22 protein-coding genes are annotated in these 23,746 nt (G+C 60.3%); 9 read left to right on the forward strand and 13 right to left on the reverse strand.

Annotation, left to right across the window (positions count from 1 at the left end):
- Window positions 1-45: 45 nt before the first annotated feature.
- Window positions 46-2,493, forward strand: coding sequence for a zinc/cadmium/mercury/lead-transporting ATPase (locus tag NOM06_RS15710; RefSeq protein WP_255912267.1), 2,448 nt, complete (start codon window positions 46-48; stop codon window positions 2,491-2,493).
- 200 nt (window positions 2,494-2,693) lie between these two features.
- Here NOM06_RS15710 and pulA read toward each other — a convergent pair whose 3' ends face one another.
- Window positions 2,694-6,728 carry a pullulanase-type alpha-1,6-glucosidase gene (gene pulA, locus NOM06_RS15715; RefSeq protein WP_255912268.1) on the reverse strand — a complete coding sequence of 1,345 codons (4,035 nt, stop codon included), beginning with the start codon at window positions 6,726-6,728 and terminating at the stop codon, window positions 2,694-2,696.
- A gap of 262 nt (window positions 6,729-6,990) precedes the next feature.
- Here pulA and NOM06_RS15720 point away from each other — a divergent pair, with 262 nt between their 5' ends.
- Window positions 6,991-7,404, forward strand: coding sequence for a hypothetical protein (locus tag NOM06_RS15720; RefSeq protein WP_069554472.1), 414 nt, complete (start codon window positions 6,991-6,993; stop codon window positions 7,402-7,404).
- Window positions 7,405-7,675: 271 nt separating this feature from the next.
- Here NOM06_RS15720 and glnK read toward each other — a convergent pair whose 3' ends face one another.
- Entirely contained in the window at window positions 7,676-8,014 is a 339-nt protein-coding gene (gene glnK, locus NOM06_RS15725; RefSeq protein WP_005341406.1) for a P-II family nitrogen regulator, read from the reverse strand.
- A 201-nt stretch (window positions 8,015-8,215) separates the two neighbouring features.
- On the opposite strand from glnK, the gene arfB reads away from it, so the two are divergent.
- Window positions 8,216-8,632, forward strand: coding sequence for an alternative ribosome rescue aminoacyl-tRNA hydrolase ArfB (arfB, locus tag NOM06_RS15730; RefSeq protein ID WP_021230947.1), 417 nt, complete (start codon window positions 8,216-8,218; stop codon window positions 8,630-8,632).
- 31 nt (window positions 8,633-8,663) lie between these two features.
- Entirely contained in the window at window positions 8,664-9,155 is a 492-nt protein-coding gene (locus NOM06_RS15735) for a methylated-DNA--[protein]-cysteine S-methyltransferase (RefSeq protein ID WP_255912269.1), read from the forward strand.
- 360 nt (window positions 9,156-9,515) lie between these two features.
- Here the strand turns inward: NOM06_RS15735 and NOM06_RS15740 are convergent, their stop codons facing one another.
- From NOM06_RS15740 to tapT, 4 genes are all read right to left on the reverse strand, one after another.
- Complete coding sequence (locus NOM06_RS15740; protein ID WP_005340360.1) at window positions 9,516-9,941, reverse strand: hypothetical protein; 426 nt, start codon at window positions 9,939-9,941, stop codon at window positions 9,516-9,518.
- A 194-nt stretch (window positions 9,942-10,135) separates the two neighbouring features.
- Window positions 10,136-10,909 carry a peroxide stress protein YaaA gene (gene yaaA, locus NOM06_RS15745; RefSeq protein ID WP_255912270.1) on the reverse strand — a complete coding sequence of 258 codons (774 nt, stop codon included), beginning with the start codon at window positions 10,907-10,909 and terminating at the stop codon, window positions 10,136-10,138.
- A 47-nt stretch (window positions 10,910-10,956) separates the two neighbouring features.
- Window positions 10,957-12,066 (reverse strand): type IVa pilus ATPase TapU, encoded by a 1,110-nt coding sequence (gene tapU / locus NOM06_RS15750; protein ID WP_255912292.1) that lies wholly within the window; start codon window positions 12,064-12,066, stop codon window positions 10,957-10,959.
- Between the two features lie 28 nt (window positions 12,067-12,094).
- Window positions 12,095-13,129: a type IVa pilus ATPase TapT gene (gene tapT / locus NOM06_RS15755; RefSeq protein WP_005340354.1), complete on the reverse strand. Its 1,035-nt coding sequence runs from the start codon at window positions 13,127-13,129 to the stop codon at window positions 12,095-12,097.
- A 39-nt stretch (window positions 13,130-13,168) separates the two neighbouring features.
- On the opposite strand from tapT, the gene NOM06_RS15760 reads away from it, so the two are divergent.
- The 5 genes from NOM06_RS15760 to NOM06_RS15780 all read left to right on the forward strand — a co-directional run bounded on the left by NOM06_RS15760 (window position 13,169) and on the right by NOM06_RS15780 (window position 16,165).
- Window positions 13,169-13,870 (forward strand): YggS family pyridoxal phosphate-dependent enzyme, encoded by a 702-nt coding sequence (locus NOM06_RS15760; RefSeq protein WP_255912271.1) that lies wholly within the window; start codon window positions 13,169-13,171, stop codon window positions 13,868-13,870.
- A gap of 142 nt (window positions 13,871-14,012) precedes the next feature.
- Entirely contained in the window at window positions 14,013-14,837 is an 825-nt protein-coding gene (gene proC / locus NOM06_RS15765) for a pyrroline-5-carboxylate reductase (RefSeq protein ID WP_255912272.1), read from the forward strand.
- 11 nt (window positions 14,838-14,848) lie between these two features.
- Window positions 14,849-15,400, forward strand: coding sequence for a YggT family protein (locus NOM06_RS15770; protein ID WP_005341416.1), 552 nt, complete (start codon window positions 14,849-14,851; stop codon window positions 15,398-15,400).
- Complete coding sequence (gene yggU, locus NOM06_RS15775) at window positions 15,400-15,702, forward strand: DUF167 family protein YggU (RefSeq protein ID WP_005340341.1); 303 nt, start codon at window positions 15,400-15,402, stop codon at window positions 15,700-15,702. Before NOM06_RS15770 ends, yggU begins: the two co-directional genes overlap by 1 nt.
- Before the next feature lie 43 nt (window positions 15,703-15,745).
- A complete protein-coding gene (locus tag NOM06_RS15780) occupies window positions 15,746-16,165 on the forward strand; it encodes a DUF4426 domain-containing protein (RefSeq protein ID WP_005340339.1) in 420 nt (139 codons plus the stop codon).
- A gap of 101 nt (window positions 16,166-16,266) precedes the next feature.
- Here the strand turns inward: NOM06_RS15780 and NOM06_RS15785 are convergent, their stop codons facing one another.
- The 7 genes from NOM06_RS15785 to NOM06_RS15815 form a co-directional block, all read right to left on the reverse strand.
- Window positions 16,267-17,463 (reverse strand): NupC/NupG family nucleoside CNT transporter, encoded by a 1,197-nt coding sequence (locus NOM06_RS15785; RefSeq protein WP_005348874.1) that lies wholly within the window; start codon window positions 17,461-17,463, stop codon window positions 16,267-16,269.
- Between the two features lie 182 nt (window positions 17,464-17,645).
- A complete protein-coding gene (locus NOM06_RS15790) occupies window positions 17,646-18,581 on the reverse strand; it encodes a LysR family transcriptional regulator (RefSeq protein ID WP_162511760.1) in 936 nt (311 codons plus the stop codon).
- Window positions 18,582-18,663: 82 nt separating this feature from the next.
- The gene (locus tag NOM06_RS15795; protein WP_005340333.1) at window positions 18,664-19,200 is read right to left on the reverse strand and encodes a glutathione peroxidase; all 537 of its coding nucleotides are present in this window, start codon (window positions 19,198-19,200) and stop codon (window positions 18,664-18,666) included.
- Between the two features lie 58 nt (window positions 19,201-19,258).
- Window positions 19,259-19,822 carry an NnrU family protein gene (locus tag NOM06_RS15800; RefSeq protein WP_255912273.1) on the reverse strand — a complete coding sequence of 188 codons (564 nt, stop codon included), beginning with the start codon at window positions 19,820-19,822 and terminating at the stop codon, window positions 19,259-19,261.
- Between the two features lie 232 nt (window positions 19,823-20,054).
- Window positions 20,055-21,188 carry a glycerate kinase gene (locus NOM06_RS15805; RefSeq protein ID WP_255912274.1) on the reverse strand — a complete coding sequence of 378 codons (1,134 nt, stop codon included), beginning with the start codon at window positions 21,186-21,188 and terminating at the stop codon, window positions 20,055-20,057.
- 9 nt (window positions 21,189-21,197) lie between these two features.
- The gene (locus tag NOM06_RS15810) at window positions 21,198-22,460 is read right to left on the reverse strand and encodes a GntP family permease (protein ID WP_058059709.1); all 1,263 of its coding nucleotides are present in this window, start codon (window positions 22,458-22,460) and stop codon (window positions 21,198-21,200) included.
- A gap of 118 nt (window positions 22,461-22,578) precedes the next feature.
- Window positions 22,579-23,694: a sugar diacid recognition domain-containing protein gene (locus tag NOM06_RS15815; RefSeq protein ID WP_043820514.1), complete on the reverse strand. Its 1,116-nt coding sequence runs from the start codon at window positions 23,692-23,694 to the stop codon at window positions 22,579-22,581.
- Window positions 23,695-23,746 lie beyond the last annotated feature (52 nt).

Below are 23,746 nucleotides of genomic sequence, written 5' to 3' on the forward strand. Positions count from 1 at the left end.
AATCAAGGATCTCGCAGGGGCGGGATCCATCAAGAGGGACTCATCATGAGCAAATCCTGCTGCAATCATCAGCACGCCGCCCCCATCAAGGCCGTCAGCAAGGCGGCCCCCGGCCAGAGTGAGCATCACCACGATAGCCACTGCTGCGACAACACCACGCCCGTCAGTTGCTGTTCAACCCCGACGCCTCATGAGCACGCATCCCGTGACTGCAATGAATCCCCCGGGGATGAAGAGCCTCCCCGAGGAAGCTGTCACGATCAAGAGTGCTGCAGCGCCCCCTTATCGCCAGCTCACGATCATAAGCATGAGCATGAGCACGATATGCCCCCTGCCGACCCGCTGGTTGCACCGGTACAAGGCAACAGCCGCCACAGCTGGCAGGTGTTGGGGATGGATTGCCCCAGCTGCGCCCGCAAGATCGAGACCGCCGTCAGCCGGGTGAGCGGCGTGCAGCAAGCGCGCGTGCTGTTTGCCACCGAGAAGCTGGTGGTGGATCTGGACCCCGGTCTCTCCCCCGATCCCGTCACCGCCGCCGTGCTGGCCGCCGGTTTCCAGCTCAAGGGGGAAAGTGCTGACAAGCAGGCAGCTGGCCGTAAGCAAGCTTCACAACAGCCCCTGCAAGGCAATCTATTCGGTAACTTTTTGGGCAAATATTGGCAGCCCCTGTCACTGGCCGGCCTGATGCTGGTCGCCGCCCTGCTGCCGAAAGAGCTCGGTCAGCCACTCTTTACCCTGGCGACCCTCTGGGGGCTGTGGCCTATCTCTCGCAAGGCGTGGGCGCTGACCAAAAGCGGCTCCCCCTTCGCCATCGAGACTTTGATGACGGTCGCCGCCGTGGGCGCCCTGTTTCTCGGCGAAACCGCGGAAGCGGCCATGGTGCTGCTGCTCTTTATGCTGGGTGAACATCTGGAGGCCTACGCCGCCGGTCGCGCCCGGGCCGGGGTCACCGCCCTGATGGCGCTGGTGCCTGACAAGGCGCTGCGGATCCGTACCACTGCCGAGGGCGAGGTGCGCGAAGAGGTCGCTGCCGATGAGCTGCGTCCCGGTGATATCATCGAAATCGCCCCGGGTGCCCGCCTACCTGCCGATGCCCGCCTGCTCGATGAACTCGGTGCGTTTGACGAGAGCGCGCTGACCGGTGAGTCTATTCCGGTGGAACGCCGTCAGGGTGACAAGGTGCCAGCCGGCAGTCTGGCGGCGGATCGGGTGCTGCGTCTTGAAGTCGTCTCCGAACCCGGCAACAACGCCATCGACCGCATCCTGCACCTTATTGAAGAGGCCGAGAGCCAGCGCGCCCCCATCGAGCGCTTTATCGACCGCTTCAGCCGCTGGTACACCCCGGCCATGATGCTGGTCGCCCTGCTGGTGGTGCTGGTGCCGCCCCTTGCCTTCGGCCAGAGCTGGGACGAGTGGATCTATCGCGGGCTGGCGCTGCTGCTCATCGGCTGCCCCTGCGCGCTGGTCATCTCCACCCCGGCAGCGGTTACCTCGGCACTGGCCGCCGCCACCCGTCAGGGGGCGCTAATCAAGGGCGGGGCCGCGCTGGAGCGACTGGCCCATATCGACACCGTGGCGTTTGACAAGACCGGCACCCTGACCCTGGGCAAGCCGCAGCAGACCGAGCTGGTGAGCCTCAATGGCCAGCCGGAAACCGAACTGCTGGCGCTGGCGGCTGCCATCGAGCAGGGCTCCCACCACCCGCTGGCCCGCGCCGTGGTCGCCAACGCGACCGAACAGGGGCTGACGCTGGCGGAGGCCCGCGACCTGCGCGCCCTGCCGGGCATGGGCGTTGAGGGACGCATCAACGGTGAACTGTGGCAACTGCTGGCACCGAGCCGGGTGGCAGCCCTGAATATGGAACAGCAAACCCGGATTGCTTCGCTGGAGCGGCAGGGCAAGACCGTTGTGGTGCTCTGCCAGAGCAGCGATGCTCAGGCGTTGCCGGTTGCCCTGCTGGCGCTGCGGGATCAGATCCGGCCGGAGGCGGCGGCTGCGCTGCAAGAGCTCAACCGGCTCGGGCTCAACAGCATCATGCTGACCGGGGATAACCCCCGCGCTGCCGAGGCCATCGCCGGTGAACTCGGGATGGGCTGGCGCGCCGGTCTGCTGCCGGAGAACAAGGTAGAAGAGATCGCCAAGCTGGCCAGCACCCGGAAGGTTGCCATGATCGGCGATGGCATCAACGATGCCCCTGCCATGAAGCGGGCCAGTATCGGCATCGCCATGGGGGGCGGCACCGATGTGGCGCTGGAGACCGCCGATGCGGCGCTGACCCACAACCAGCTCGGTGGCATCGCCGCCATGATCCGGCTGTCGCGGGCGGCACTGGCCAATATTCACCAGAATATTGCGCTGGCGCTTGGGTTGAAGGCCATCTTTCTGGTCACCAGTCTGCTCGGCATCACCGGCCTGTGGATTGCAGTGCTGGCCGATACCGGCGCCACCGCGCTGGTGACTGCCAACGCCCTGCGCCTGCTACGCAAGCGCTAAGCCAGCCGATAGCATCTTGGTCACAAGCCGTCCCCAACCGGGACGGCTTTTCTCTGTCTCTCCTCCTGACAGCTGCAAAGAAAAAGCGCGCCTGCCGGTCGGCAGTCGCGCTTTGCTTACTCTCTCGGAGTTATCCCACCCTTGGCAAGGTGGAATTCAACCCGGGGGCGCCGAGCCATCCCCCAGACTCAATGGCTTGCTTACTTGACGCTGCACTCCTGAATGACGGCAGTACCCGCTTTGACACCAGCCGGGTCAACCTTCACCAGCACACTCCACAGCCCCTGCGGCAGGGTGATGCTGTTATTGGCACTGCCACCCTTGGAGAAGGCGAACGAATAGCCGGTTTCAGCGTTCACCGCGCCGCCACCGTTGAGCAGGTACTCCTTGCTCCAGTCCTCGTTGGCGACCTTGAACTCGGTGCTGCCGGCATAGTTGAACGCCGCCTGATAGATGGCGAGATCGCCGTCCATTCCCTTGTAGCTCAACTGGTACTGAGGTTGGGCATTCCAGCCTGAAAGCTCACCCTTGACGAACAGGTTGTAGCCGAGCGGATTGCCCGCCACCGTATCCAGCACCTTGCAGCTCTGCACCGGCTCGGTGAAGCTGACGCTCAGGGTCGGTTTGTCCTTGTTCATGGCGGTGAAGACAAACTTGTAGCTGCCTGCCTTGGCCAGATCGACACCGATATTGCCGGTTTCTCCCCCCTTGCAAAGGGTCAGCGGAGTGCCGACCACCAGCTTGTCACCGGCGTTGCAGCTGCCGTAGTTGACCGGCCCCCAGCTGGCGTCAGCGATCTTGACGTTGGTGGTACCCAGCTTGTCGGTGCTTACCTCGGTAGTGAACTCGTACATGAAGTTGCCACTGAAGGTCATCTGGTTGGTGTTGCCCCACTCATCGAGGAACCCCTTCAGATAAACATCGGTGTTGCCAAACGGTGGCAGGGTACTCAGGTCGGTCTTCTTACTGACCGGCAGACCCGCTCCCTGGGCGCCATTCTGCGGCTTGACGAACACAGCGGCAGACCAGGCCCCCAGCGTCAGCTGGCCGTTGTCATAGGCGGCGCCGCTGGCGATGCTGTCGACTGCGCGATGCTTGCTGCTAAGCACCATACCGCTCAGATCGATGGGCTGATCGTTGCCGTCACGGAAGTCGCCGATGCTCTGGCTCTGGTTGCTGGCGTTGATCATCACCACCAGGCCGTCGATGGCCGGATCCAGATCCGCCCCGGAACTGACGCCATCATCCACCGTCATGACGATAAGGCCGGGCACCTGATCCGGGCCGGTATTGCGGAAGTCGACCCGCTTGATCACCTCGGCGCCACTGCCCAGACGCAGCAGGCGGGAGGAGTTGCGCAGCTCCGCCAGCTCCTGATAGAAGCGCACCATCTGCGCCATCTCGGCCGAGCCCGGCTTGGCATGCTTGCCGAGCACCTGCTCGATCAGCGGATAGTTGTCGCCATCCTTGTCCTTGCGCGGCAACCCCTTGTCGAAGTTGTTGTCGCCCAGGGTGTAGTCGACCTTGTTGTACCAGTCGCCCGAGTCATAACTGTCCCGCTCCATGGATTTGGATCGCAGCAGCTCGACACCGGCGTGGGTGAAGGGAATGCCCTGACCCAGCATGGCAGTCGCCAACGAGACCCCCTGCATCCGCACCAGATCGGCTCCGGCAGGCGCCTTGTAGATCAGGTTGTCGAACAGGGTCTGGTTGTCGTGCTTATCGACGTAGTTCTGCACTTCCACCGGATCCTGGGCATAACCGGCGCTCTGACCGTTGTAGTCGATCTCGGCGCCTTTCTTCGGCATGCCATCCTTGTCGGTCAGCACGAACTCCTTGAGGTTGCCCGCCATGCCGAGCCGCACCAAATCGGACTGGTGCAAGGCCGTAGCCAGATCCACCTTGCTCATTTCGTTAGGATCGACGAAAGCACCGTTGCCAAAGCCCTGGGTCTTGCGAATGGTATCGCCGCCGTCGAACGGACTGCCGCCGCGCACCGCATCGCGCAAGCGGTCCGAGAAGGAGCCGATACCGGTACCGCCCAGATGCTTCTGGGTCGCCTGCACGAAGCGCTTGTCATCCTGCACTTCGCCGAAGTTCCACCCCTCGCCGTAGAAGTACATCTCAGGATTGACCTTCTTCACCGCGGCCAGCGCCTGAACCATCTGATCTTTCGGATGGTGGCCCATCAGGTCGAAGCGGAAGGCGTCGATCTTGTAGTCGCGCGCCCAGGTGACCAGAGAGTCATCCATCAGCTTGGCGAACATGGCGTGTTCCGGCGCCGTGTTGGAGCAGCAGGTGGAGTTCTCCACCGAGCCGGTCTCCGGATTGAGGCGCTGATAGTACCAGGGCACGATCTTGTCGAGCACCGACTTGGGACCGAGCCCGGATTCGTTGGTGTGGTTGTAGACCACGTCCATCACCACGTTCATGCCGATGTTCTGCTTGATGGCCTTGACCATCTCGCGGAACTCCAGAATACGTTTGGTCCCCTCAGCGTTGGTGGCGTAGGAGCCTTCCGGCGTGGTGTAGTGGTAGGGATCATAACCCCAGTTGAAGGAGTCGACGCCGCGCAGGTAACCGGAGAGCTCCTGCACCTGCGGATTATCCTTGCTGTCGCCCCCTTGCAGGTCGGCCAGCACATCTCCCACGGTCTGACCGCCACCGCAATAGCCGCCAAATTTGGATGTTTTCACATCCGGATTGACCTGACAGAGCTTGCTGAAGTCATCGCCGAGATTGGCTACCTTGGCCGGATCCTCGTTGACGGTAGCGATATCGAACACCGGCAGCAGGTGCAGGTGGCTGACGCCGCTTTTTGCCAGCGCTTTCAGATGGTTGACCGGTACAGAGTCGGGCTGGGTCAGACCGACAAACTTGCCGCGCTTCTCTTCATCGGTGGAGGCATCGTTACCGGTCAGGTCGCGAATATGGGCCTCATAGATGGTGATATCGGCGGGGTTCTGCTGGCTGTGGGGCGCCTTGAGGCTGTCCCACCCTTCCGGTTTCAGGGCCGGGTCGTCGAGATCCACTACCTGACTGAACTCGGAGTTCATCGCGAGGCTCAGGGAGTAGGGATCGGTCACCTCGTAGTGCTCAACCTTGCGGCTCAGCGGATGGTAGACCTCCATATCGTAGCGATAGAACTGGCCGATCAGCTCGCTGCCCCCTTCATAACCCCAGCTGCCGCTGGCGCTGTCAAAGGTCATCGCTACCTCGCCACTCTTCTGGTGGCTGGCGTTGTAGAGGGCCAGCTTGACCGACTTGGCGGTCGGCGCCCAGAGACGGAAGGTCACCCGGTTACCCTCCACCACGGCGCCATAGCTCAGCTTGGTCGCCTCTGGGGCATAGAGCGCATCGAGGGCGCCGGCGCTCTGCACCAGGGTGGCTCCTTGCAGGATACCATCGGCATCGGTGCCGATAGCCACCAGTTCCCCCTTGAGCAGGGGCTTGAGATCTTTACCGGCCGGCAGGGCAAAAGCGGCGGCATCCTTGAGATGCGGATATTTGGCCTGCTGCTCGGCGGTCAGAGTGGTCGCGGTCAGGCTGATATAGGGGAAATCGAACACCCCATCGGCATTAGCCTTGATGGTGCCCGAGTCGGTGTAATAGAGGCGAACGTGGGGCTTGTCTTTGCCCCCTTGCCAAATCAGGGTATTGCCATCGATCAGATGAGCGCTGGCCCCCGCTACGCCAAAGGCGGCGGTAAAGGCTTCGGCACGGCTGCCAAACAGCTCTTTTTTGCCAGCCACGATAGCCACGGTGCGATCCGGGTGCTCACTGAAGCTCAACTTCATATCGCTGCCGGTCAGGTTGGCCAGATCGCCGTTGCGAGCGATAAAGTTGATGCACCCTTCCACATTTTTGAGAGGAACGACCCAGGCCGGACCAAAGCTGTCGGCAGTGGCAGGTGTCTTGCTCTTGTCATCCCACCCGGTATTCAGGCCACTATCAGCGGTGGCGTTACAGGCATCGTTGTTCCACAGATGCAGGCTGTGGCTGTCAAACGGTGCCTTGGCCCCCTTGGCTGCCGACTGGGTATCCACCAATGCGATAACAACCTGGTTTTTATCGGCTTCCAGCAACTCTTTGGGGGGATCCATCTTGGGTAGACGGGCAACAGGGCCGTCCGTGGGCTCAGGGGTAGATGGGGACGAGCTGTTGTCATTACAGCCAGACAAAAGCGCGAGCAGTGAGGCTGTTACCAGCGCCACTTTGGTCTTTTTCATATCCATATTTTTATAATTCCCGCTGTAGTTAGTCTCGATAGTCGAGCACCTGGTCATTGCCAGGCGGTGCCATATTAATCAGCGGCAATCGATTCAAATGTGAGCGGAAGGGCAAAAAAACCATCCAGTTTCAACAAGATAACGTTTTCAGATTGAAACTTCGATCCGGCTCACAGACCTCGCGGCCATTTGGCCTCATATCTGGAAAATGGCAGTCACGGGGTCAGAAAAGCAATGTCTGATCAAGTGGATAGACAAGGAGTAAACAATGAAACGGATTGAAGAGCAGGCAAGACGACTCGATCAGGAGTATCAGGCGATCGGGCAGCTGTTCGACCAGTTCTGCCAGCAGGCTGGCGCCCTGGCCGAACAGTATCACTTCTTCAACTGGCCCGATTATGAAGACTCGCCCCCGCTGAGCCGCGCCTTCACCCTGCTGGGGGAACCCCGCGAACTGCGGCTGCGCTGCCAGCCCGGTGAGCGATCTGCCCTCAATGGCCTGATCCAGGTGGTCTCGGAGGATGGCACCATAGATGCCAGCCTCGGGTTTCGCGCAGATGGTCAGCTGCTGCTGGAGTCCGGCAAGCTGCTGGACAACCCGCCCGGACTGCTGCTCAAGCTGCTGCTCGGCGCTGTGTGGCAACACAAGCCCCAGGATGAAATCATCGGGCAGCCGCACTGAATCGGCCGAGTGTAGAACGCTTGTGCATACTACGTTCTCAGATAGGCAGATTCATCCAGCCCTATTACCAAATTAAGATAGTCATGTCATCAGGTATTGCCGCTTGCGTGAGCAAATATATAGCTAAAAGCAACAAAGAAAGGCCGAATGGAATCCCATTCGACCTCTTCTGATCAAAACGTTATGTTGATAAGGCTTCAATAAGCGCTCACACTCTCGGGATGCCCGAGGTCGGGAGGTCAGCAGATCTGTACGTCACGGCTGCGGTTCATCACAGCGCCTCGTCGTCACTCTCGCCGGTGCGGATGCGCACCGCTTGCAGCAAGTCGTAGACAAAAATCTTGCCGTCACCGATCTTGCCGGTATAGGCCGCCTTGCAGATCGCCTCGATCACCCCTTCCACGTTATCATCGGCGGTGGCAATCTCCAGCTTCACCTTGGGCAGGAAGTCGACCTGATACTCGGCTCCCCGGTATAATTCGGTGTGTCCCTTCTGGCGGCCAAATCCCTTGACCTCGGACACGGTCAGCCCTTCCACCCCCAGGTTGGCAATAGCCTCGCGGACATCGTCCAACTTGAACGGTTTGATAATCGCACTAATCAGCTTCATCTGGTTGCTCCCAATCCATGGTGTGTCATGAATCGGGTTTCAATTCTTATGCCAAGTATTTTTATTGTTTTATTTCATATAGATAGAGTTTAATGCCTGCGCCATTCGTCAGGCACATCCCCATAACCGGCCAGCACGCCCCATAATGAGGCACCATGCTGCAGCGGTCAGCGGGTATGCACCAAACAAGAGCAAAACAGCATGTTAGTTATCTCCAACAGCGTCACTATTCCCTGGCATGAGCTGCAATTTCAGACCATGCGGGCACAGGGCAACGGTGGACAGCACGTCAACAAGACCGACTCCGCCGTCTGGTTACGCTTCGATTACCGCAACTCTCCCAGCCTGACACCCCTCTACAAGGAGGGTCTCGACAAGCTGAGCGACAGCCGGGTACACGACGGCTTTATCCTGATCCGGGTCGAGAGCCATCGCAGCCAGGACATGAACCGCAAGGAGGCGATGAGCCGTCTGGTGGAGTTGCTGAAGAAAGCAGCCTGGCGCCCCAAGGCTCGTCATGCCACCAAGCCGACCCGCAGCTCCCAGCGCAAACGGGTCGATGCCAAAAAGCGCAAGGGGGATATCAAGTCCGCCCGCGGCAAACCGGTTCTGGACTGAGCCACCCCCCAGCCCCAAAGGATGTCAGCCGATGAGATACAGTTTTTGCGACAGCGCCCGCGGCCCGCTGCTGGTCGCCATCGATCAGGATGGCCTGCGCCACGTGGAGTTCATGCACGGGGAGCGCCCCGTCATGCCGCAGGATGACTGGCAACGGGATGACAAGGCACTGGCCCCCTATCTTGCCCAGTTCACCGCCTATTTCGCCGGAAAATTGCAGCAGTTCGATCTTCCCATGGCAGCGAAGGGCACCCCGTTCCAGCAAACGGTGTGGAACGCTTTGTGTGATATCCCCTATGGCGAGACCGTGAGCTATCTCGAGATTGCCCAGGCTATCGGCAATCCCAAGGCAGTGCGGGCGGTGGGTGCTGCCAACGGCCGCAATCCGCTGAGCATCATAGTGCCCTGCCATCGGGTGATCGGACGCAGCGGCGAGCTGACCGGCTATGCTGGCGGCATTCCCATCAAGCGCTGGTTGCTGGCTCTGGAACAGACTGGCACAACATTCGAGCTGGCCCCATGACACGATGACCGCCCCGGAGAGGAACGGGACAATATGGTGGCCAAAATGAAAAGGCTTTCAGCCAGTGGCCACGCTTTGCTGACAAGATGAACAGAAAATGAAGAATCGCCTCAGAACTACTTCAGATTGAGCTTGGCATGATGGCTCCATACTTGAATGGCACGGCTCATTCGCTGATTCAAGTAGCACCCATGTGACGCTTCCAATCTGTCTTTTTCCCCGCGCCTCCTCTGAGGCGCTTTTTTTGTGCCGACACAACAGGCCACCACCCAAGCTGAATGGCCTGAACGCCACAAAATCTGCACCAGCCCAAAAACCCAGAGGCGAAGGATCATCCTTCGCCTCTGACGTAACAGCTGGCTACTCGCTCTGGGGCAGGAACTGCAGCTCCGGCGCCGAGGAGGTCAGCACATCGGCGCAATAATCCCAGGTCGAGATGCGATAGTGCTGCAGATCTTCATCCAGATGCAGACCGTCCGACTCCTGATGGAACCAGCTGGCAAAACGGGATGGGGTGATGAGCTGGATCTGCTCTTCGATGGCGTGACTATCCTTCCCCTCGGCCAGATCGCAATCCTCGATGACCCGCAGGGCATAGATATGGCGAAAATAGACCCGGCAGAGGATTTGCGGGGGCAGATCGATGCTGCGTGCCCGACCCAGCATGATGGTCAGGGAGTCGCTCCAGAGATCCTGATGCAGCTCGGCAACGACCAGCCCAGGTGGGAGCTGGCGGGACGGAGCCCAAGGGACGGCAACCTGCCGAATGGCATTTTTCTGTTCCATATTCACCTCACGACGACTCGCTCCCTGTCTTGAGTCTATCTGAACCACATAGTCCCGGTGAAGGCAATCGATAGACAATAAAAACGGCAATAAAAAAGCCGACGTATCAAACGTCGGCGAATAAAAAGTGCTTACAACAGAGGATTCACATATTCAGACCCGTGGGTCGAAAGATTGGTTCCCTCTTTTTGTAATTAATTTTCGGCGCGTTTAAACATCAGGGTATTGGCGTCCGACTCTTCCGGCACGAAGTAGTAGCCCTCGGCGTTGAAACCGGTCAGCTGCTCCACCTCGGTCAGACGGTACTTGATGATGTGGCGAGCCATCATGCCGCGCGCCTTCTTGGCGTAGAAGCTGATGATCTTGAACTGGCCGTTCTTCTCGTCCTTGAAAACAGGGGTGACGATCCTGCCCTTCAGGGCTTTTGCTCGTACCGACTTGAAATACTCGTCGGAGGCCAGATTGATCAGCACTTCATCCCCCTGCGCTGCCAGCGCGTCGTTGAGATGGTGAGTGATCACCTCCCCCCAGAACTGGTAAAGATCCTTGCCACGACTATTGTCGAGCTTGGTCCCCATCTCCAGTCGATAGGGCATCATCAGGTCGAGGGGACGCAACACGCCATAGAGGCCTGAGAGCATCCGCAGGTGTGCCTGAGCGAAATCAAAATCAGCCTCGCTGAAATCCTCTACCGCCAAACCGGTGTAGACATCCCCCTTGAAGGCCAGCAGCGCCTGACGGGCATTGGCGGGGGTGAAATCTGGCTGCCACTCGGCAAAACGGGCGGCATTGAGACCGGCCAGCTTGTCGCTGATCTTCATCAGTGTGGCGATCTGGTCCGGGCTCAGTTGGCGGGCCCGGCTAATCAGTTCGGCGGAGTGATCCAGCAACTCGGGTTGGGTGAAACGGGGTGTCACCAGCGGTGACTCGTAATCCAGCGTCTTGGCCGGGGAAACCACAATCAGCATAACGTTCCTTTATGGCGAGGGGCCGAACGGCAGAGCGGCCCCATGATTCATTCATCCAGCGTCACATTGTCCAGCGTACCGGTGCCGAGCCGCTCGCGGCCGGAGAGCTTGATCAGCAGTCGCAGGTCGTTGGCCGAGTCGGCGTGGGCGAGTGCCTCACTGTAGCCAATCTGGCCGGCGCAGAACAGGCTGAAAAGCGCCTGATCGAAGGTCTGCATACCCAGCTCGGTCGATTTGGTCATCACCTCCTTGAGGCGATGCATCTCTCCCTTGCGGATAATGTCGGTGATGAGCGGGGTATTGAGCAGGATCTCGAACGCGGCGCAGCGCCGCTTGCCATCCATACTCGGCACCAGCTGCTGGGCAACGATGGCCTTGAGGTTGAAAGAGAGATCGAACAGGAACTGGCGGTGTTTGTCTTGCGGCACCAGATGGAGGATGCGATCCAGCGCCTGGTTGGCGTTGTTGGCATGCAAAGTGGCGAGACAGAGATGGCCAGTCTCGGCGAACTGAAGGGCAAACTCCATGGTCTCCTGACTGCGGATCTCACCGATCAGGATCACGTCCGGCGCCTGACGCAGCGAACTTTTCAGCGCCACATCGAACGACTCGGTGTCGATCCCCACCTCTCGCTGGGTCACCAGACTGCGACCATGCTGATGGACGAACTCCACCGGATCTTCCACCGTCAGAATGTGACCATCGGCATGCTGGTTGCGATAGCCGATCATCGCCGCCTGGGTGGTCGATTTGCCCGCCCCGGTGGCGCCGACAAACAGCACCAGCCCCCGCTTGGCCATCGCCACCTCTTGCAGGATCTTGGGTAGCTGCAGATCTTCAAAGGTGGGAATGCGGGTCTCGATACGCCGCACCACCATACCGGGCAGCTCCTGCTGCCAGAAGGCGCTGACCCGAAAACGACCAAGCGCCTCGCGATAGATCGCGTAGTTGGCCTCCTTGGTGCGGATATAGCGCTCGAAGTGATCGCTGCTGAGGGTATCCCTGACCAGCGTCAGCGCCCCCTTCTTGTCGAGCGCTTCCCCCCCCAGCGACACCAGATGGCCATTCACCTTGAGAGTGGGCGGCGAGCCCACCGTCACAAACAGATCCGATCCCTTTCGCTCGACCAGCTCGTTCAGCAGATCATCCAGATTTATCATCTATCCCTCCCTGGGTGCGAGTCGCTTAAATGCTGTTGGGATCGACGGCCTTGGCCTTGGCATCGAGGGATGCCACCACGCCGCGGCTCACCAGCTGCTTAAGGCTCTGATCCATGGTCTGCATGCCGTGGGTCATCCCGGTCTGGATCACCGAGTAGAGCTGGGCAATCTTGTCCTCCCGGATCAGGTTACGCACCGCCGGAATGCCCATCATGATCTCGTGGGCCGCCACCCGGCCGCCGCCAATGCGCTTGAGCAGGGTCTGGGAGATGACCGCCCGCAGGGATTCGGAGAGCATGGAGCGCACCATGTCCTTCTCCGCACCGGGGAAGACGTCGATGATACGGTCGATGGTCTTGGCCGCCGACGAGGTGTGCAGGGTGCCAAACACCAGATGGCCGGTTTCGGCGGCGGTCATGGCCAGACGGATGGTCTCCAGGTCGCGCATCTCGCCCACCAGAATGATGTCCGGGTCTTCCCGCAGTGCCGAGCGCAGGGCGTTGCTGAAGCTCTTGGTATCTCGATGTACTTCCCGCTGGTTCACCAGACAGCGCTTGTTCTCGTGGACGAATTCGATGGGATCCTCGATGGTGAGGATGTGGTGATGGAAGTTCTCGTTGATGTAGTTGACCATGGCCGCCAAAGTGGTCGACTTACCCGAGCCGGTCGGGCCGGTCACCAACACCAGACCACGCGGGAACTCGGCGATCTTGCGGAAGATCTCCGGCGCATCGAGATCCTCGAGGCTCAGCACAGTGCTGGGGATGGTACGAAATACCGCGCCCGAACCGCGCGCCTGCTGGAAGGCATTGACCCGGAAACGGGCCAGATTGGGCACCTCGAACGAGAAGTCGACCTCGAAGTTCTCCTCCAGCTCCTTGCGCTGATGGTCGTTCATGATGTCGTAAATGAGGGCATGCACTTCCCGGTGTTCCAGGGCGGGCAAATTGATCTTGCGAACCTCACCATCAACCCTGATCATCGGGGGAACCCCGGCCGAGAGGTGTAGATCCGAGGCTTTATGCTTTACACTGAAAGCCAATAACTCTGTGATATCCATAGACTTGTCATTCTCCCATCACAAGATCACTAACGAAATATGAACCAGATTGCCCAGCACCTGTTTCAGGTAAAGGAACGTATTGCCCAGGCCGCCGAACGGGCGAGCCGCAACTTGCAGCAGATCCGCCTGCTGGCCGTGAGCAAGACCAAGCCGGTCGAGGCCATCATGGCTGCCCATGCCGCAGGTCAGCGCTGCTTTGGCGAATCCTACGCTCAGGAAGCAGCGGCCAAGATCGATACCTTGCGCCAGCAGCCGGAATATAGCGACATAGAGTGGCACTTTATCGGCCCTTTGCAATCGAACAAATCCAAACTGGTCGCTGAACGATTTGACTGGGTGCAGAGCGTGGATCGGGACAAGCTGATCGACCGCCTCAACAACCAGCGCCCAACTACAATGGCACCGCTAAATGTTTGTCTGCAAATCAATATTAGCGGAGAGAGCAGCAAATCCGGAACGTCGGAACAAGAGATTTTCCGCCTTGCCGAGCTGGTTTCCCAAAGTGAACGACTGGTGCTGCGGGGACTGATGGCCATTCCCGCGCACACCAGTGACGAGAGCGTACTGGCCGCCCAAATGACCCGTATGCAGACTCTGTTCACCGAGCTTGCGCGACAATACCCCACGGTGGATACCCTCTCGATGGGGATGACCGAGGATCTTGAACTGGCGGTCGCCCACGGCAGCACCATGGTGCGGGTCGGCACAGCCATCTTCGGCGCCCGTGACTACTCATAGGCAAGGCCAGCGGATAACCCATACGTCCGCCTCTTGCCGCGACTTCATCAACAGGAGCGTTTGATGGAACACCAAATTCTGGCGTCTGGTGGTGCAGGCGGCACCCACCCCGCCGCGACCCCATGTGCTACAGGAGCATCTGATGCAGCATAGAACGCTGGCCTTTATCGGCGCGGGCAACATGAGCCGCAGTATCATCGCCGGACTGGTCAAGGCGGGTTATCCCGCCGGGCAGATCACTGCTGCCAACCCGAGCCAGCCCAAGCTGGAGGCGCTGGCGAGGGAACATGGCATTCGCATCACCCAGAGTAATGCCGAGGCAGCCCGAGGCGCCGAAGTGATCGTGCTGGCGGTCAAACCGCAGCTGATGGCCGGCATGCTGGCAGCACTGGTTGAAGAGCTGGGATCCCTTGAGGGCAAGCTGCTCATCTCCATCGCGGCTGGTATCAAGGTGGTGCGCCTTGGCGAGATGGCCGGTGGCCATGACCGCATCATCCGCACTATGCCCAATACCCCTGCCCTGCTGGGTCTGGGCATGACCGGCCTCTATGCACCCGAACATATTGCCGCCGCGGATCGCGACTTTGCCGAGCTGATGATGCAGGCGGTCGGCAAGACCCTCTGGGTGGAGCAGGAGTCCGGCATCAACGGCGTCATCGCCGCAGCGGGCAGTGCCCCGGCCTACTTCTTCCTCTTTATGCAGGCGATCGCCGAAGAGGCGGAGGCGATGGGTTTCTCGCCCGATCAGGCACGCCTGCTGGTGCAGCAGACCGCGCTGGGCGCAGCCGCCATGGTGGAGCAAAACCCGGAGCTGGCGCTGCAGACCCTGCGTGAGCAGGTGACCAGCAAGGGCGGCACCACAGCCGAAGCCATCAAGACATTCCAGCAGCAGGGGCTGATGCCGCTGACTGCGCAAGCCATGCAGGCGGCCGTTGCTCGCGCCACCGAAATGGAAACCCTCTTCTAACAGGAGCCCAGATGAACACTGCTTACTTTCTGATTAACACCGTTTTCGATCTCTACCTGATGGTGATCCTGCTGCGCGTCTGGCTGCAGTGGGCCCGTGCCGACTTCTACAACCCGATGAGCCAGATGGTGGTCAAGCTGACCAATCCGCTGGTGATCCCACTGCGCCGCGTTATCCCGGGCTTTGGCGGCATCGATCTCGCCTCCGTGGTGCTGGCGCTGGCCATCGCCTTCGCCAAGCTGGCCCTGCTCAAGAGCATGAACGTACTGCTGGCGGACTGGCTCAGCATCAGCCTGTTTGCCGCGCTGACCGTGCTGAAAAAAGCGGGCTCGATGATCTTCTGGGTACTGCTGATACGCGCCATCCTGAGCTGGGTCAGCCAGGGCCGCAACCCCATCGAATACGTGATGCATCAGCTGACCGAGCCGTTCCTCGCCCCTATTCGTCGCGTACTGCCGGCACTGGGCGGACTGGATCTCTCGGTGCTGGTCGCCTTTATCGGCCTGCAAGCCATCAACTACCTGCTGGGTGACCTGTTCGGCCAGCTGTGGTGGATGATTTGATGCCTGCCGTCCTGCAACAAGGGGATGAACTGGTATTGCATCTGGTGATCCAGCCCAAGGCGAGTCGGGATCAGATCATCGGATTGCATGGCGAAGAGCTGAAAGTGGCCATCACGGCGCCGCCGGTTGATGGCCAGGCCAACAGCCATCTGATCAAGTTTCTGGCCAAGCAGTTCAAGGTGGCCAAGGGACAGATCACCATAGTGCGGGGCGAGCTGGGGCGACACAAAACCGTCGCCATCGACAGCCCCAAACAGTTGCCGCAAGAAGTGAGTGCACTGCTGAATGACACGCAAGGCTGAATGAATCGGCCTGCGCCAACCGTAGATATGAGAGGGATGACAGATGAAAACAGCCTGGATGAGTGGCCTGCTGGCACTGCTGATGACCCTGCCGCTCAAGGCAGAACAGATGAAGGAGCTGGGGCCCTGGCTGGTGCACTACAACGCCTTCAACTCCAGCTTCCTCACACCAGAGGTCGCCAAGGCGTATGGACTGGAGCGCAGCCGCTACAACGCCATCATCAATATCGCGGTACAGGACAAGCAGAAAGTGGCGCAAGCCGTGGGGATCACCGGCGAGGCCAAGAACCTGACCGGCACCATCCGCACCCTGAACTTTCAGGAGGTAAAAGAGGGCGATGCCATCTACTATCTGGCAACCCTCCCCTACCGCAACGAAGATACCTATCAGTTCACCCTGAAGATCATGGGCGGTGGGCAGCAACAGAACCTCAGCTTCCAGCAGACCTTCTACGTAGACTGAGCACCAACAAGAAGCCCCGAACAAGGTCGGGGCTTCATTTTATCCATATGACAAGGGCGCCATCAGGGCGCCCTTGTTACATCTATTCCGTACCGCAGCGGTTACAGGGCGAGGAACAGACCGGCCAGACAGGCGCTCATCAGGTTCGCCAGCACGCCGGAGAGAATGGCGCGCATGCCGTAACGGGCGATGAAGGATTTGCGCTCCGGCACCATGGAACCCAGACCGCCGATCAGGATCGCCATGGAGGAGATGTTGGCAAAGCCGCACAGGGCGAAGGTCACGATGGCCTTGCTCGACTCGCTCAGGGTCTGATCCTGCACCAGACCGATAAAGGCGACAAACTCGTTGACCACGATCTTGGTACCGATCAGAGCGCCAGCGGCTTGCGCCTGATCCCAGGGTACCCCGATCAGCCAGGATACGGGGGCAAACAGCCAGCCCAGAATGATCTGGAAGCTCAGATCCAGCCCCACCAGACCGCCAGCCCAGCCGAGCAGACCATTGAGCATGGCGATCACGCCAACGAAGGCCAGCAGGGTGGCACCGACCGCCACCGCAATATTGAGGCCGGACATGGCGCCATCGGCCGCCGCTTCAATCACGTTGGTAGCGCGGGGGATCTCCACATCCTGATGGTGATCGACCTCTTCAGCTCCCGGCGGCACCAGGATTTTGGCCATCGCCAGACCGGCAGGGGCCGACATGAAGGCGGCAGCGATCAGGTATTTCAACTCAACCCCGAGGCTGGCATAGCCCACCAGGGTGCCACCGGCGACGGAAGCGAGACCACAGCTCATCACCGCGAAGAACTGGGAATCGGACATCTTGGAGAGGTAGGGTTTGACCACCAGCGGCGCTTCCACCATGCCGACGAAGATGTTGGCGGTCGCGGAGAGGCTCTCGGCGCGGCCGGTGCCCAGCAATTTCTGCAAGCCACCACCCAGCAGGGCGATCACCCGAGGCATGATGCCGATGTGGTAGAGGATGGCGATCACCGCGGAGAAGAAGATGATGACCGGCAACACGTTGAAGGCAAAGATGAAGCCCAGCTTGAACTTGGCCAGATCGCCGAACAGGAAGGCGATCCCCTCCTGACCATAACCAATCACGCTGCTTACGCTCTCGCTGACCCCGTTCAGCACGTGCTGACCGGCAGGCAACCAGAGCACCAAACCGGCAAACATGATTTGCAAGCAGAGGGCAAGACCAACTGTTCGCAACGGGATACGACGACGATTATCAGAGCAGATGACGGCAAGCGCCAGGATACTCAGGATGCCGAGCAGGGCAATCATAGGGACTCCATCAGGTGGGGCAAAAGATGGGCGCGGATTCTGCGCCTCTCACCCCGTCACTGCAAGTCCGCTTGGTTACAAGCCTGTTAGAAAAAACGTTTGCACGATATCGGTTGCGCCAACTGGCTGATTTGGTTCGATTTTAGTATCAGGAGAAATCGAGAGTTCTTATATGGAAACAATTATTCCTCACCGCCGGACAATTTACCCCCGAGCCAGGGGACCAGTCGCTGCTCCCAATAGGGTTCGGGGCCAAAGCGGGCCTTGAGGAAATCGATGAAGAGACGGATCTTGGGATCCAGATGTTCACGCCGGGCATAAACGGCGTGTACCGCCATCTGCTGGTTCGGTCGCCACCCGGGCAACACCGGGATCAGCTTGCCGCTCTGTAACTCCTTGTCCAGCAAGTAGTTGGCGATATAGGCGATGCCGAGCCCGGCTAGTGCCGCATCCCGCACCGCTTCCGCCATATCCACCCGATAGTTGCCCGCTACCTGCACCGTCTGGCGCTCCTTGCCCTGGCGAAACGACCACTGGTGATAGCGCCGCTCCCGACTCTGGTAAGTGATGCAGTTGTGCTGGGCCAGATCCTTGGGATGAAGTGGCGTGCCGTGGCTCAGCAGGTAATCCGGCGAAGCCGCCACTACGAAGCCGATGTCGGCCAGCCGCTGTCCCACCAGCCCTTCCGGCTTGTCCTCATAGGTGGTGAGCCAGAGATCCAGCCCCTCATCCACCAGATTGGTTCTATGGTCGAACAGCGAGACCTCCAGCTCCAGCTCGGGATAGCGATCCTGAAACGCCTTGAGATGAGGAATGACGTGCAGACGACCAAATGATTGGCCCACCCCGAGATGGAGCACGCCACTCACCTTGCCACGCCGCTCGGCGATCATGGAGTCCGCCTCCTGCGCCACCGCCACGAGCGCATGACAGTGACGGGCATACTCCTGACCCAACTCGGTCAGGACGAAACGGCGGGTGGTGCGCTGGACCAGCTGGGCACCAAGGGTGGTCTCCAGCAGCGCCAGCTGCTTGCTGATATGGGATTTGGAGACCCCGAGACGACGAGCGGCGGCAGAGATCCCCTGCTCGCGCACCAGCGCATCGAAGATCACCATTTGAGGAAGACGTTGCAGCACAAGATAACCGGATTGAGTGGCGGGAGCCCATTATTCCAGAGCCGCCCGCCAAGGGGTAGAGTCAGAGCCCCAGCGCCCGGGTGATCTGCAGTTTGAGGGGGTCGTCAGCCGGATTCTGGTTGGCGCCGTAGCTGGCGATCAGCTTGCCATCGCGCCCCACCAGATACTTGTGGAAGTTCCAATTCGGCTCATCCCCATCAGCGGCCGCCGCCAGCCCCTTGAACAGTGGCACTGCATCGGAGCCCCGCACCGCCACTCGATTGAACATCGGGAAGGTGACGCCATAGTCACGGCGACACACCTCGGCGGTCTTGGTCTCGTTGCCCGCCTCCTGCCAGAAGTCGTTGGAGGGGAAGCCCAGAATAATCAGCCCTTTATCCTTGTAGCTCTGGTAGAGCTTCTCCAGATCGCGGAACTGGCCGCTGTAGCCGCAGTAGGAGGCGGTATTGACTACCAGCACCACCTTGCCCTCGGTCAGCTGACAGAGGTTATGGCGCTGAGAGTTGTTTAGCTCCCGCATCTCCACATTGAAATAATCGGGGCACGCCGCAGAGGCCGCGCCAGCCCCCAATAACAGCAACAGAGTGAACCATTTCATCGCCAAGACTCCTTTTGTTTTGTCCATCATACGCGGTTACCAGAGCCGCAGTTCACTCTCAATGCAGGGGAATGCCGGTCAGCCAGCCGTGGCCCCAGAACACCAGCAGCGCGGTGGCAACCAGGCCCGCCCCGACGCTGATGCCGGTGCCCGTCCAGTTGGCCGCCGGACGGGGATATCGCTGCCAGTCCCGCACCGAAATCCAGACCATGCTCACCAGCGCCCACAGCCCGATGCCGCCAAACAGCACCAGAGAGCGCGCCTCGCTGTTGACCAGCAGATGGGCCACCGCCCAGAGCAGGGTACCGAGCAGTTGGGGATGCACCAGCCAACGGCGCAGATGGTTGGGCCCCTGGCCGGAGAAGAAGAGGATCAGCGCAAAGGGCATCATCACCGTCATGGTCATCGGCCCCCACTCCGGCAGGAAGTAGAGCGGCAGTGAGCTGGCCGAGCGCCAACCGGCGATGATGCAGGCGATGGCGATAAACACCAGCAGGGAGAAGAGCCCCTTGTAGCGATTCTCACCCAGCCGCTCGCGCAGCCGCGCCCGATGGGCCACCGCAAAACAGGGGTAGAGATGGATCAGGGTAAACAGCGCAACCCCCAGGGTCAGCAGGAACATGAGTCTCTCCTTGTACTTGGTACGACCACTATGCCGTAAAGGGAGATGTGCGCCTATCAAAACCGCGCTGACCCATGGAGTCAAAAGTGTGGCAAGACAAAGGAACGGAAAGAAAAGAGCCGATCACGATGGATCGGCAAATAAGTGCCAGGGCAGCCAGACATCTCGCGGGATGGGAGATGCCCCATACGGGAATATTGGGTGGCCGATGGCGCCCATCGGCCGAACCGAATCAACCCTTGAGCTGATAGAGCGCCGCTACGTTGCGCGCAGTCAGCTGAATATTGGTGCTGGCGCTCTCCAGCGCCTCCGGCAGAGACATGGCGCGGTTGACCACGGCGAATACCGCGTCCAGCCCGTGATCGTGTACCACACCGCAATCGTCGGTCAGGCAACCGGAGATACCGATCACCGGCTTGCCGAACTGCTTGGCGCAACGTGCGACACCGATTGGCGTCTTGCCGTGGATGGTCTGGCTGTCGATGCGCCCTTCGCCGGTGATGACCAGATCCGCATCGGCCACTTCCTCGGCCAGTTTCAGGGCTTCGATGACGATCTGGATACCGGGCTTGAGCTCGGCACCAAGCAGACCGACCAGTGTGGCCCCCATGCCACCGGCGGCACCCGCCCCCGGAATATCCTTCACCTGCTTGCCAAGGGCCTGCTCGATGCAGTCGGCATAACGGGAGAGGTTGGCATCGAGTTGCGCCACCATCTCGGGGGTCGCTCCCTTCTGCGGGCCAAACACCGCGGAGGCGCCTTTCGGGCCGCAGAGCGGGTTGTTCACGTCACATGCCACCTCGATAACCAGCTCACCCAGACGCGGATCCAGACCGCTCAGGTCGATGATCGCGAGCTCACTGAGACCTGCGCCACCCAGCTCGATGGCAGAGCCATCGGCTTTGAGCAACTTGCCGCCTAGCGCCTGGATCATGCCGGCACCGCCGTCATTGGTGGCGCTGCCGCCGATACCGAGGATCAGGTGCTTCACCCCCATCTCCAGCGCGGCCAGGATCAGCTCACCGGTACCGAAGCTGGAGGTGAGCAGCGGATTGCGCTGCTCGGGCGCCACCAGATGGATGCCGGAGGCGGCGGCCATCTCGATGACGGCGCGCTCGCCATCACCCAGCAGGCCGACGAAGCCCTGCACCTTGTTACCTAGGGGCGCGGTCACTTCGACCGGCAGGATGCGGCCACCGGTGGCATCGACCAGCGATTGCACTGTGCCTTCACCACCATCGGCCATCGGCAATTTGACGTAGGTGGCGTTCGGCAGTACCTGCTTGAAACCGGCCTCGATGGCATCAGCCACCGCCATGGCGCTCAGACTCTCCTTGAATGAATCGGGGGCAATAACAATTTTCATATCAATTCCTTAGGCGAGGCCAAACACGCCAAACATCAGGGTGGAGACAGTGGCAATGGTCAGACCGACTGCAGTTTCGTAAGGGATAAGTTTCAGGCGCTCACCCACCCCCATGTGGACGCTGCCACCGGTGGCATGGAAAAAAGAGCCGTGGGGCATGTGGTCAAACACTGTGGCACCGGCATGGATCATGGCTGCTCCGGCCAGACTGCTGATCCCCAGTTCAATCAGGGTGGAGCTGAATACGTTGGAGGCCACCACGGTACCGGCGGTGGTCGAGGCGGTCGCCAGCGACATCAGGGCACCGGAGATGGGCGCCAGCAGGTAAGAAGGCAGACCGGAGGCGGTCAGGCCGCTGATCAGCACATCTTTCAGGCCGGAGTTGGCGATGATGCCCGCCAGGGTACCGGTACCCAGCAGCATGATGGCAACCGGCGCCATGCGGGCGAGGCCGGAGACCGCAAACTGGTTCACCTTGCTGAATTTCCCCATCATCAGGGCGCCGACCAGACCACCGAGGGGCAGCGCAATCAGCGGATCCACCACGATACCAGCGACCGGCCGCAGGGCCAGCAGCAGGATGGCGACCAGAGGCGCGCTGATGGCGGCGGCAAAGCCCGGCAGTTTGGTGCCCTCGAAGCTCACCACCTCGTCGGCGGCAACCTTGCTGCCCTTGTTGTTCAGCCGCTTGGCCAGCCAGTAGGCCATCACCAGACCGAACAGACCCGGAATGATGCCCGCCGCCATCACAGAGGTGAGGGGCAGATGGAAGGCATCAGCCGCGGCAATAGCGTTGGGGTTGGGGGACATGACGTTGCCCGCCTTGCCACCGCCGATCATCGCCAGCAGGATGGCCGCCTTGGAGAGATCGGCACGGCGGGCGATGGCCAGCGCGATGGGCGCCACCGTGATAACGGCCACATCCACGAATACGCCGACCGCGGTCAGGATCAGGGTCGCCAGCGCCAGTGCCAGCAGGGCGCGGGTTTCACCCAGCTTCTTGACGATAGTCTCGGCGATAGTGGTGGCCGCACCCGATTCGATCAGCACGCCCGCCAGTACACCGGCCGCCAGGATCCGCATCACAGCTGTGGTGATCCCCTGGGCACCGCCGATCATCAGGGCAACGGTCTGGGTCAGATCGGCACCGCCAATCAGGCCACCGGCCAGTGCACCCACGATCATGCCGTAAGCGGGCGGCACCTTTTTCAAAATGAGGATGATGGCGATGGAGAGCGCCGCGATGGCGCCAAGGGCTGTAACCGGGATCATGACGGACACCTTCAATGGGAGTGAATGGCCGCCATTATGGAGATCTGCAATCAGAATGCTTTGGCTGAATAGCCAAAAAACGTGTCATGCAAAAGTAGTTTTTTGTCTAATTTTACAATCACAAGTCGAGATTAAGGCCGAGATAGAGCAAAAATTTGTCGTCTAACTTGTTGAAATTCAACCCGGTTATCTGCTCTATCCGCCCCAGCCGATAGCGCAGGGTATTGGGGTGAATGAACAGGGCTTCGGCACAGCGATGCAGATCACAATCCTGCAAGAAATAGTGGCGCAGGGTCTTCTGCAGCGCCCCTTTGCCATCTTCCCGGGCCAGTTTTTGCAGCGGTGCGCGCAGCTGATCCGCCTGCCAGGAGTCCGCCAGACTGCCGAGCAGCACCGGCAAACGGTAGTCCTCAAAGAAGTAGACCTGTTTGCGCGGTGCCTGCCGCATGCCACGGCGCAGGGTATCTCGCGCCGTCTGGTAAGAGCGCGCCAGCCCGTCGATCCCGGCGAAGTAATCGCCCACCGCGATATGCACCTTGAAGTGGGGAATGCGCGCCAGCAACTGCTTGATCCGGCTGCGCTCCTGCGCCGATTGCCAGACGCCCTCACTCAATTGCGCCGGTTTGAGCACCACTATCTCGTCGAGCCCGTTGATGGCGACCAGATTGTCCCGCTCCGGGTTCTCCAGCTGATGGACCAGCTCCCGCAGACGAGCCGGATCGGCCTCTTCCAGGGCCAGCACGGCCACCACCCGAGGCTGGGCCAACTCCAGCCCGAGAAAACGGGCCGCCTGCTGCAATTGATCGACTCGCCCCTCGCCCCGAATGAGTTGCAACACCAGCTCCTCCTTGTGGCGCTTGTCCCACTGCAACTGCTCGGTGAGCGCCGCCTGCTCCAGGATCAGCTCTGCCGTCATTCGCACCAGCTCGGCGTAAGCACGAACTTCCTCCGGATCGCCAGAGATGCCGATCACTCCGATCAGCTCCCCCTGATAGGAGATGGGTAAATTGATGCCGGGTCGCACCCCTTTGAGCTGCAAGGCTGTCGCTTCGCTGATCTCCACCACCCGGTTTTCGGTGAGCGCCAGCACGGCCCCTTCGTGGCGCTGATGGATCCGTTCCGGATTGCCGGACGCAATGATGAGGCCATGTTCGTCCATCACGTTGACCGAGAACGACAGGATCTTCATCGCCCGTGCGACGATCTGGCGGGCAAGGTTATCGTTTAGCTGCATAACATCTCCGGACAAGGAACTGATCTGAGAGCGCCACTACGGGCCGATTCAG

Origin of the sequence: Aeromonas sp. JL9 (assembly GCF_024436075.1) — a bacterium.
Taxonomy (GTDB): domain Bacteria; phylum Pseudomonadota; class Gammaproteobacteria; order Enterobacterales; family Aeromonadaceae; genus Aeromonas; species Aeromonas veronii.

What these genes read in the sequence shown, in the direction of transcription:
- NOM06_RS15710 (WP_255912267.1), top strand. Translation starts at nt 46, where the DNA reads ATGAGCAAATCCTGCTGCAATCATCAGCACGCCGCCCCCATCAAGGCC.
- pulA (WP_255912268.1), bottom strand. Translation starts at nt 6,728, where the DNA reads ATGGATATGAAAAAGACCAAAGTGGCGCTGGTAACAGCCTCACTGCTC.
- NOM06_RS15720 (WP_069554472.1), top strand. Translation starts at nt 6,991, where the DNA reads ATGAAACGGATTGAAGAGCAGGCAAGACGACTCGATCAGGAGTATCAG.
- glnK (WP_005341406.1), bottom strand. Translation starts at nt 8,014, where the DNA reads ATGAAGCTGATTAGTGCGATTATCAAACCGTTCAAGTTGGACGATGTC.
- arfB (WP_021230947.1), top strand. Translation starts at nt 8,216, where the DNA reads ATGTTAGTTATCTCCAACAGCGTCACTATTCCCTGGCATGAGCTGCAA.
- NOM06_RS15735 (WP_255912269.1), top strand. Translation starts at nt 8,664, where the DNA reads ATGAGATACAGTTTTTGCGACAGCGCCCGCGGCCCGCTGCTGGTCGCC.
- NOM06_RS15740 (WP_005340360.1), bottom strand. Translation starts at nt 9,941, where the DNA reads ATGGAACAGAAAAATGCCATTCGGCAGGTTGCCGTCCCTTGGGCTCCG.
- yaaA (WP_255912270.1), bottom strand. Translation starts at nt 10,909, where the DNA reads ATGCTGATTGTGGTTTCCCCGGCCAAGACGCTGGATTACGAGTCACCG.
- tapT (WP_005340354.1), bottom strand. Translation starts at nt 13,129, where the DNA reads ATGGATATCACAGAGTTATTGGCTTTCAGTGTAAAGCATAAAGCCTCG.
- NOM06_RS15760 (WP_255912271.1), top strand. Translation starts at nt 13,169, where the DNA reads ATGAACCAGATTGCCCAGCACCTGTTTCAGGTAAAGGAACGTATTGCC.
- proC (WP_255912272.1), top strand. Translation starts at nt 14,013, where the DNA reads ATGCAGCATAGAACGCTGGCCTTTATCGGCGCGGGCAACATGAGCCGC.
- NOM06_RS15770 (WP_005341416.1), top strand. Translation starts at nt 14,849, where the DNA reads ATGAACACTGCTTACTTTCTGATTAACACCGTTTTCGATCTCTACCTG.
- yggU (WP_005340341.1), top strand. Translation starts at nt 15,400, where the DNA reads ATGCCTGCCGTCCTGCAACAAGGGGATGAACTGGTATTGCATCTGGTG.
- NOM06_RS15780 (WP_005340339.1), top strand. Translation starts at nt 15,746, where the DNA reads ATGAAAACAGCCTGGATGAGTGGCCTGCTGGCACTGCTGATGACCCTG.
- NOM06_RS15785 (WP_005348874.1), bottom strand. Translation starts at nt 17,463, where the DNA reads ATGATTGCCCTGCTCGGCATCCTGAGTATCCTGGCGCTTGCCGTCATC.
- NOM06_RS15790 (WP_162511760.1), bottom strand. Translation starts at nt 18,581, where the DNA reads ATGGTGATCTTCGATGCGCTGGTGCGCGAGCAGGGGATCTCTGCCGCC.
- NOM06_RS15795 (WP_005340333.1), bottom strand. Translation starts at nt 19,200, where the DNA reads ATGAAATGGTTCACTCTGTTGCTGTTATTGGGGGCTGGCGCGGCCTCT.
- NOM06_RS15800 (WP_255912273.1), bottom strand. Translation starts at nt 19,822, where the DNA reads ATGTTCCTGCTGACCCTGGGGGTTGCGCTGTTTACCCTGATCCATCTC.
- NOM06_RS15805 (WP_255912274.1), bottom strand. Translation starts at nt 21,188, where the DNA reads ATGAAAATTGTTATTGCCCCCGATTCATTCAAGGAGAGTCTGAGCGCC.
- NOM06_RS15810 (WP_058059709.1), bottom strand. Translation starts at nt 22,460, where the DNA reads ATGATCCCGGTTACAGCCCTTGGCGCCATCGCGGCGCTCTCCATCGCC.
- NOM06_RS15815 (WP_043820514.1), bottom strand. Translation starts at nt 23,694, where the DNA reads ATGCAGCTAAACGATAACCTTGCCCGCCAGATCGTCGCACGGGCGATG.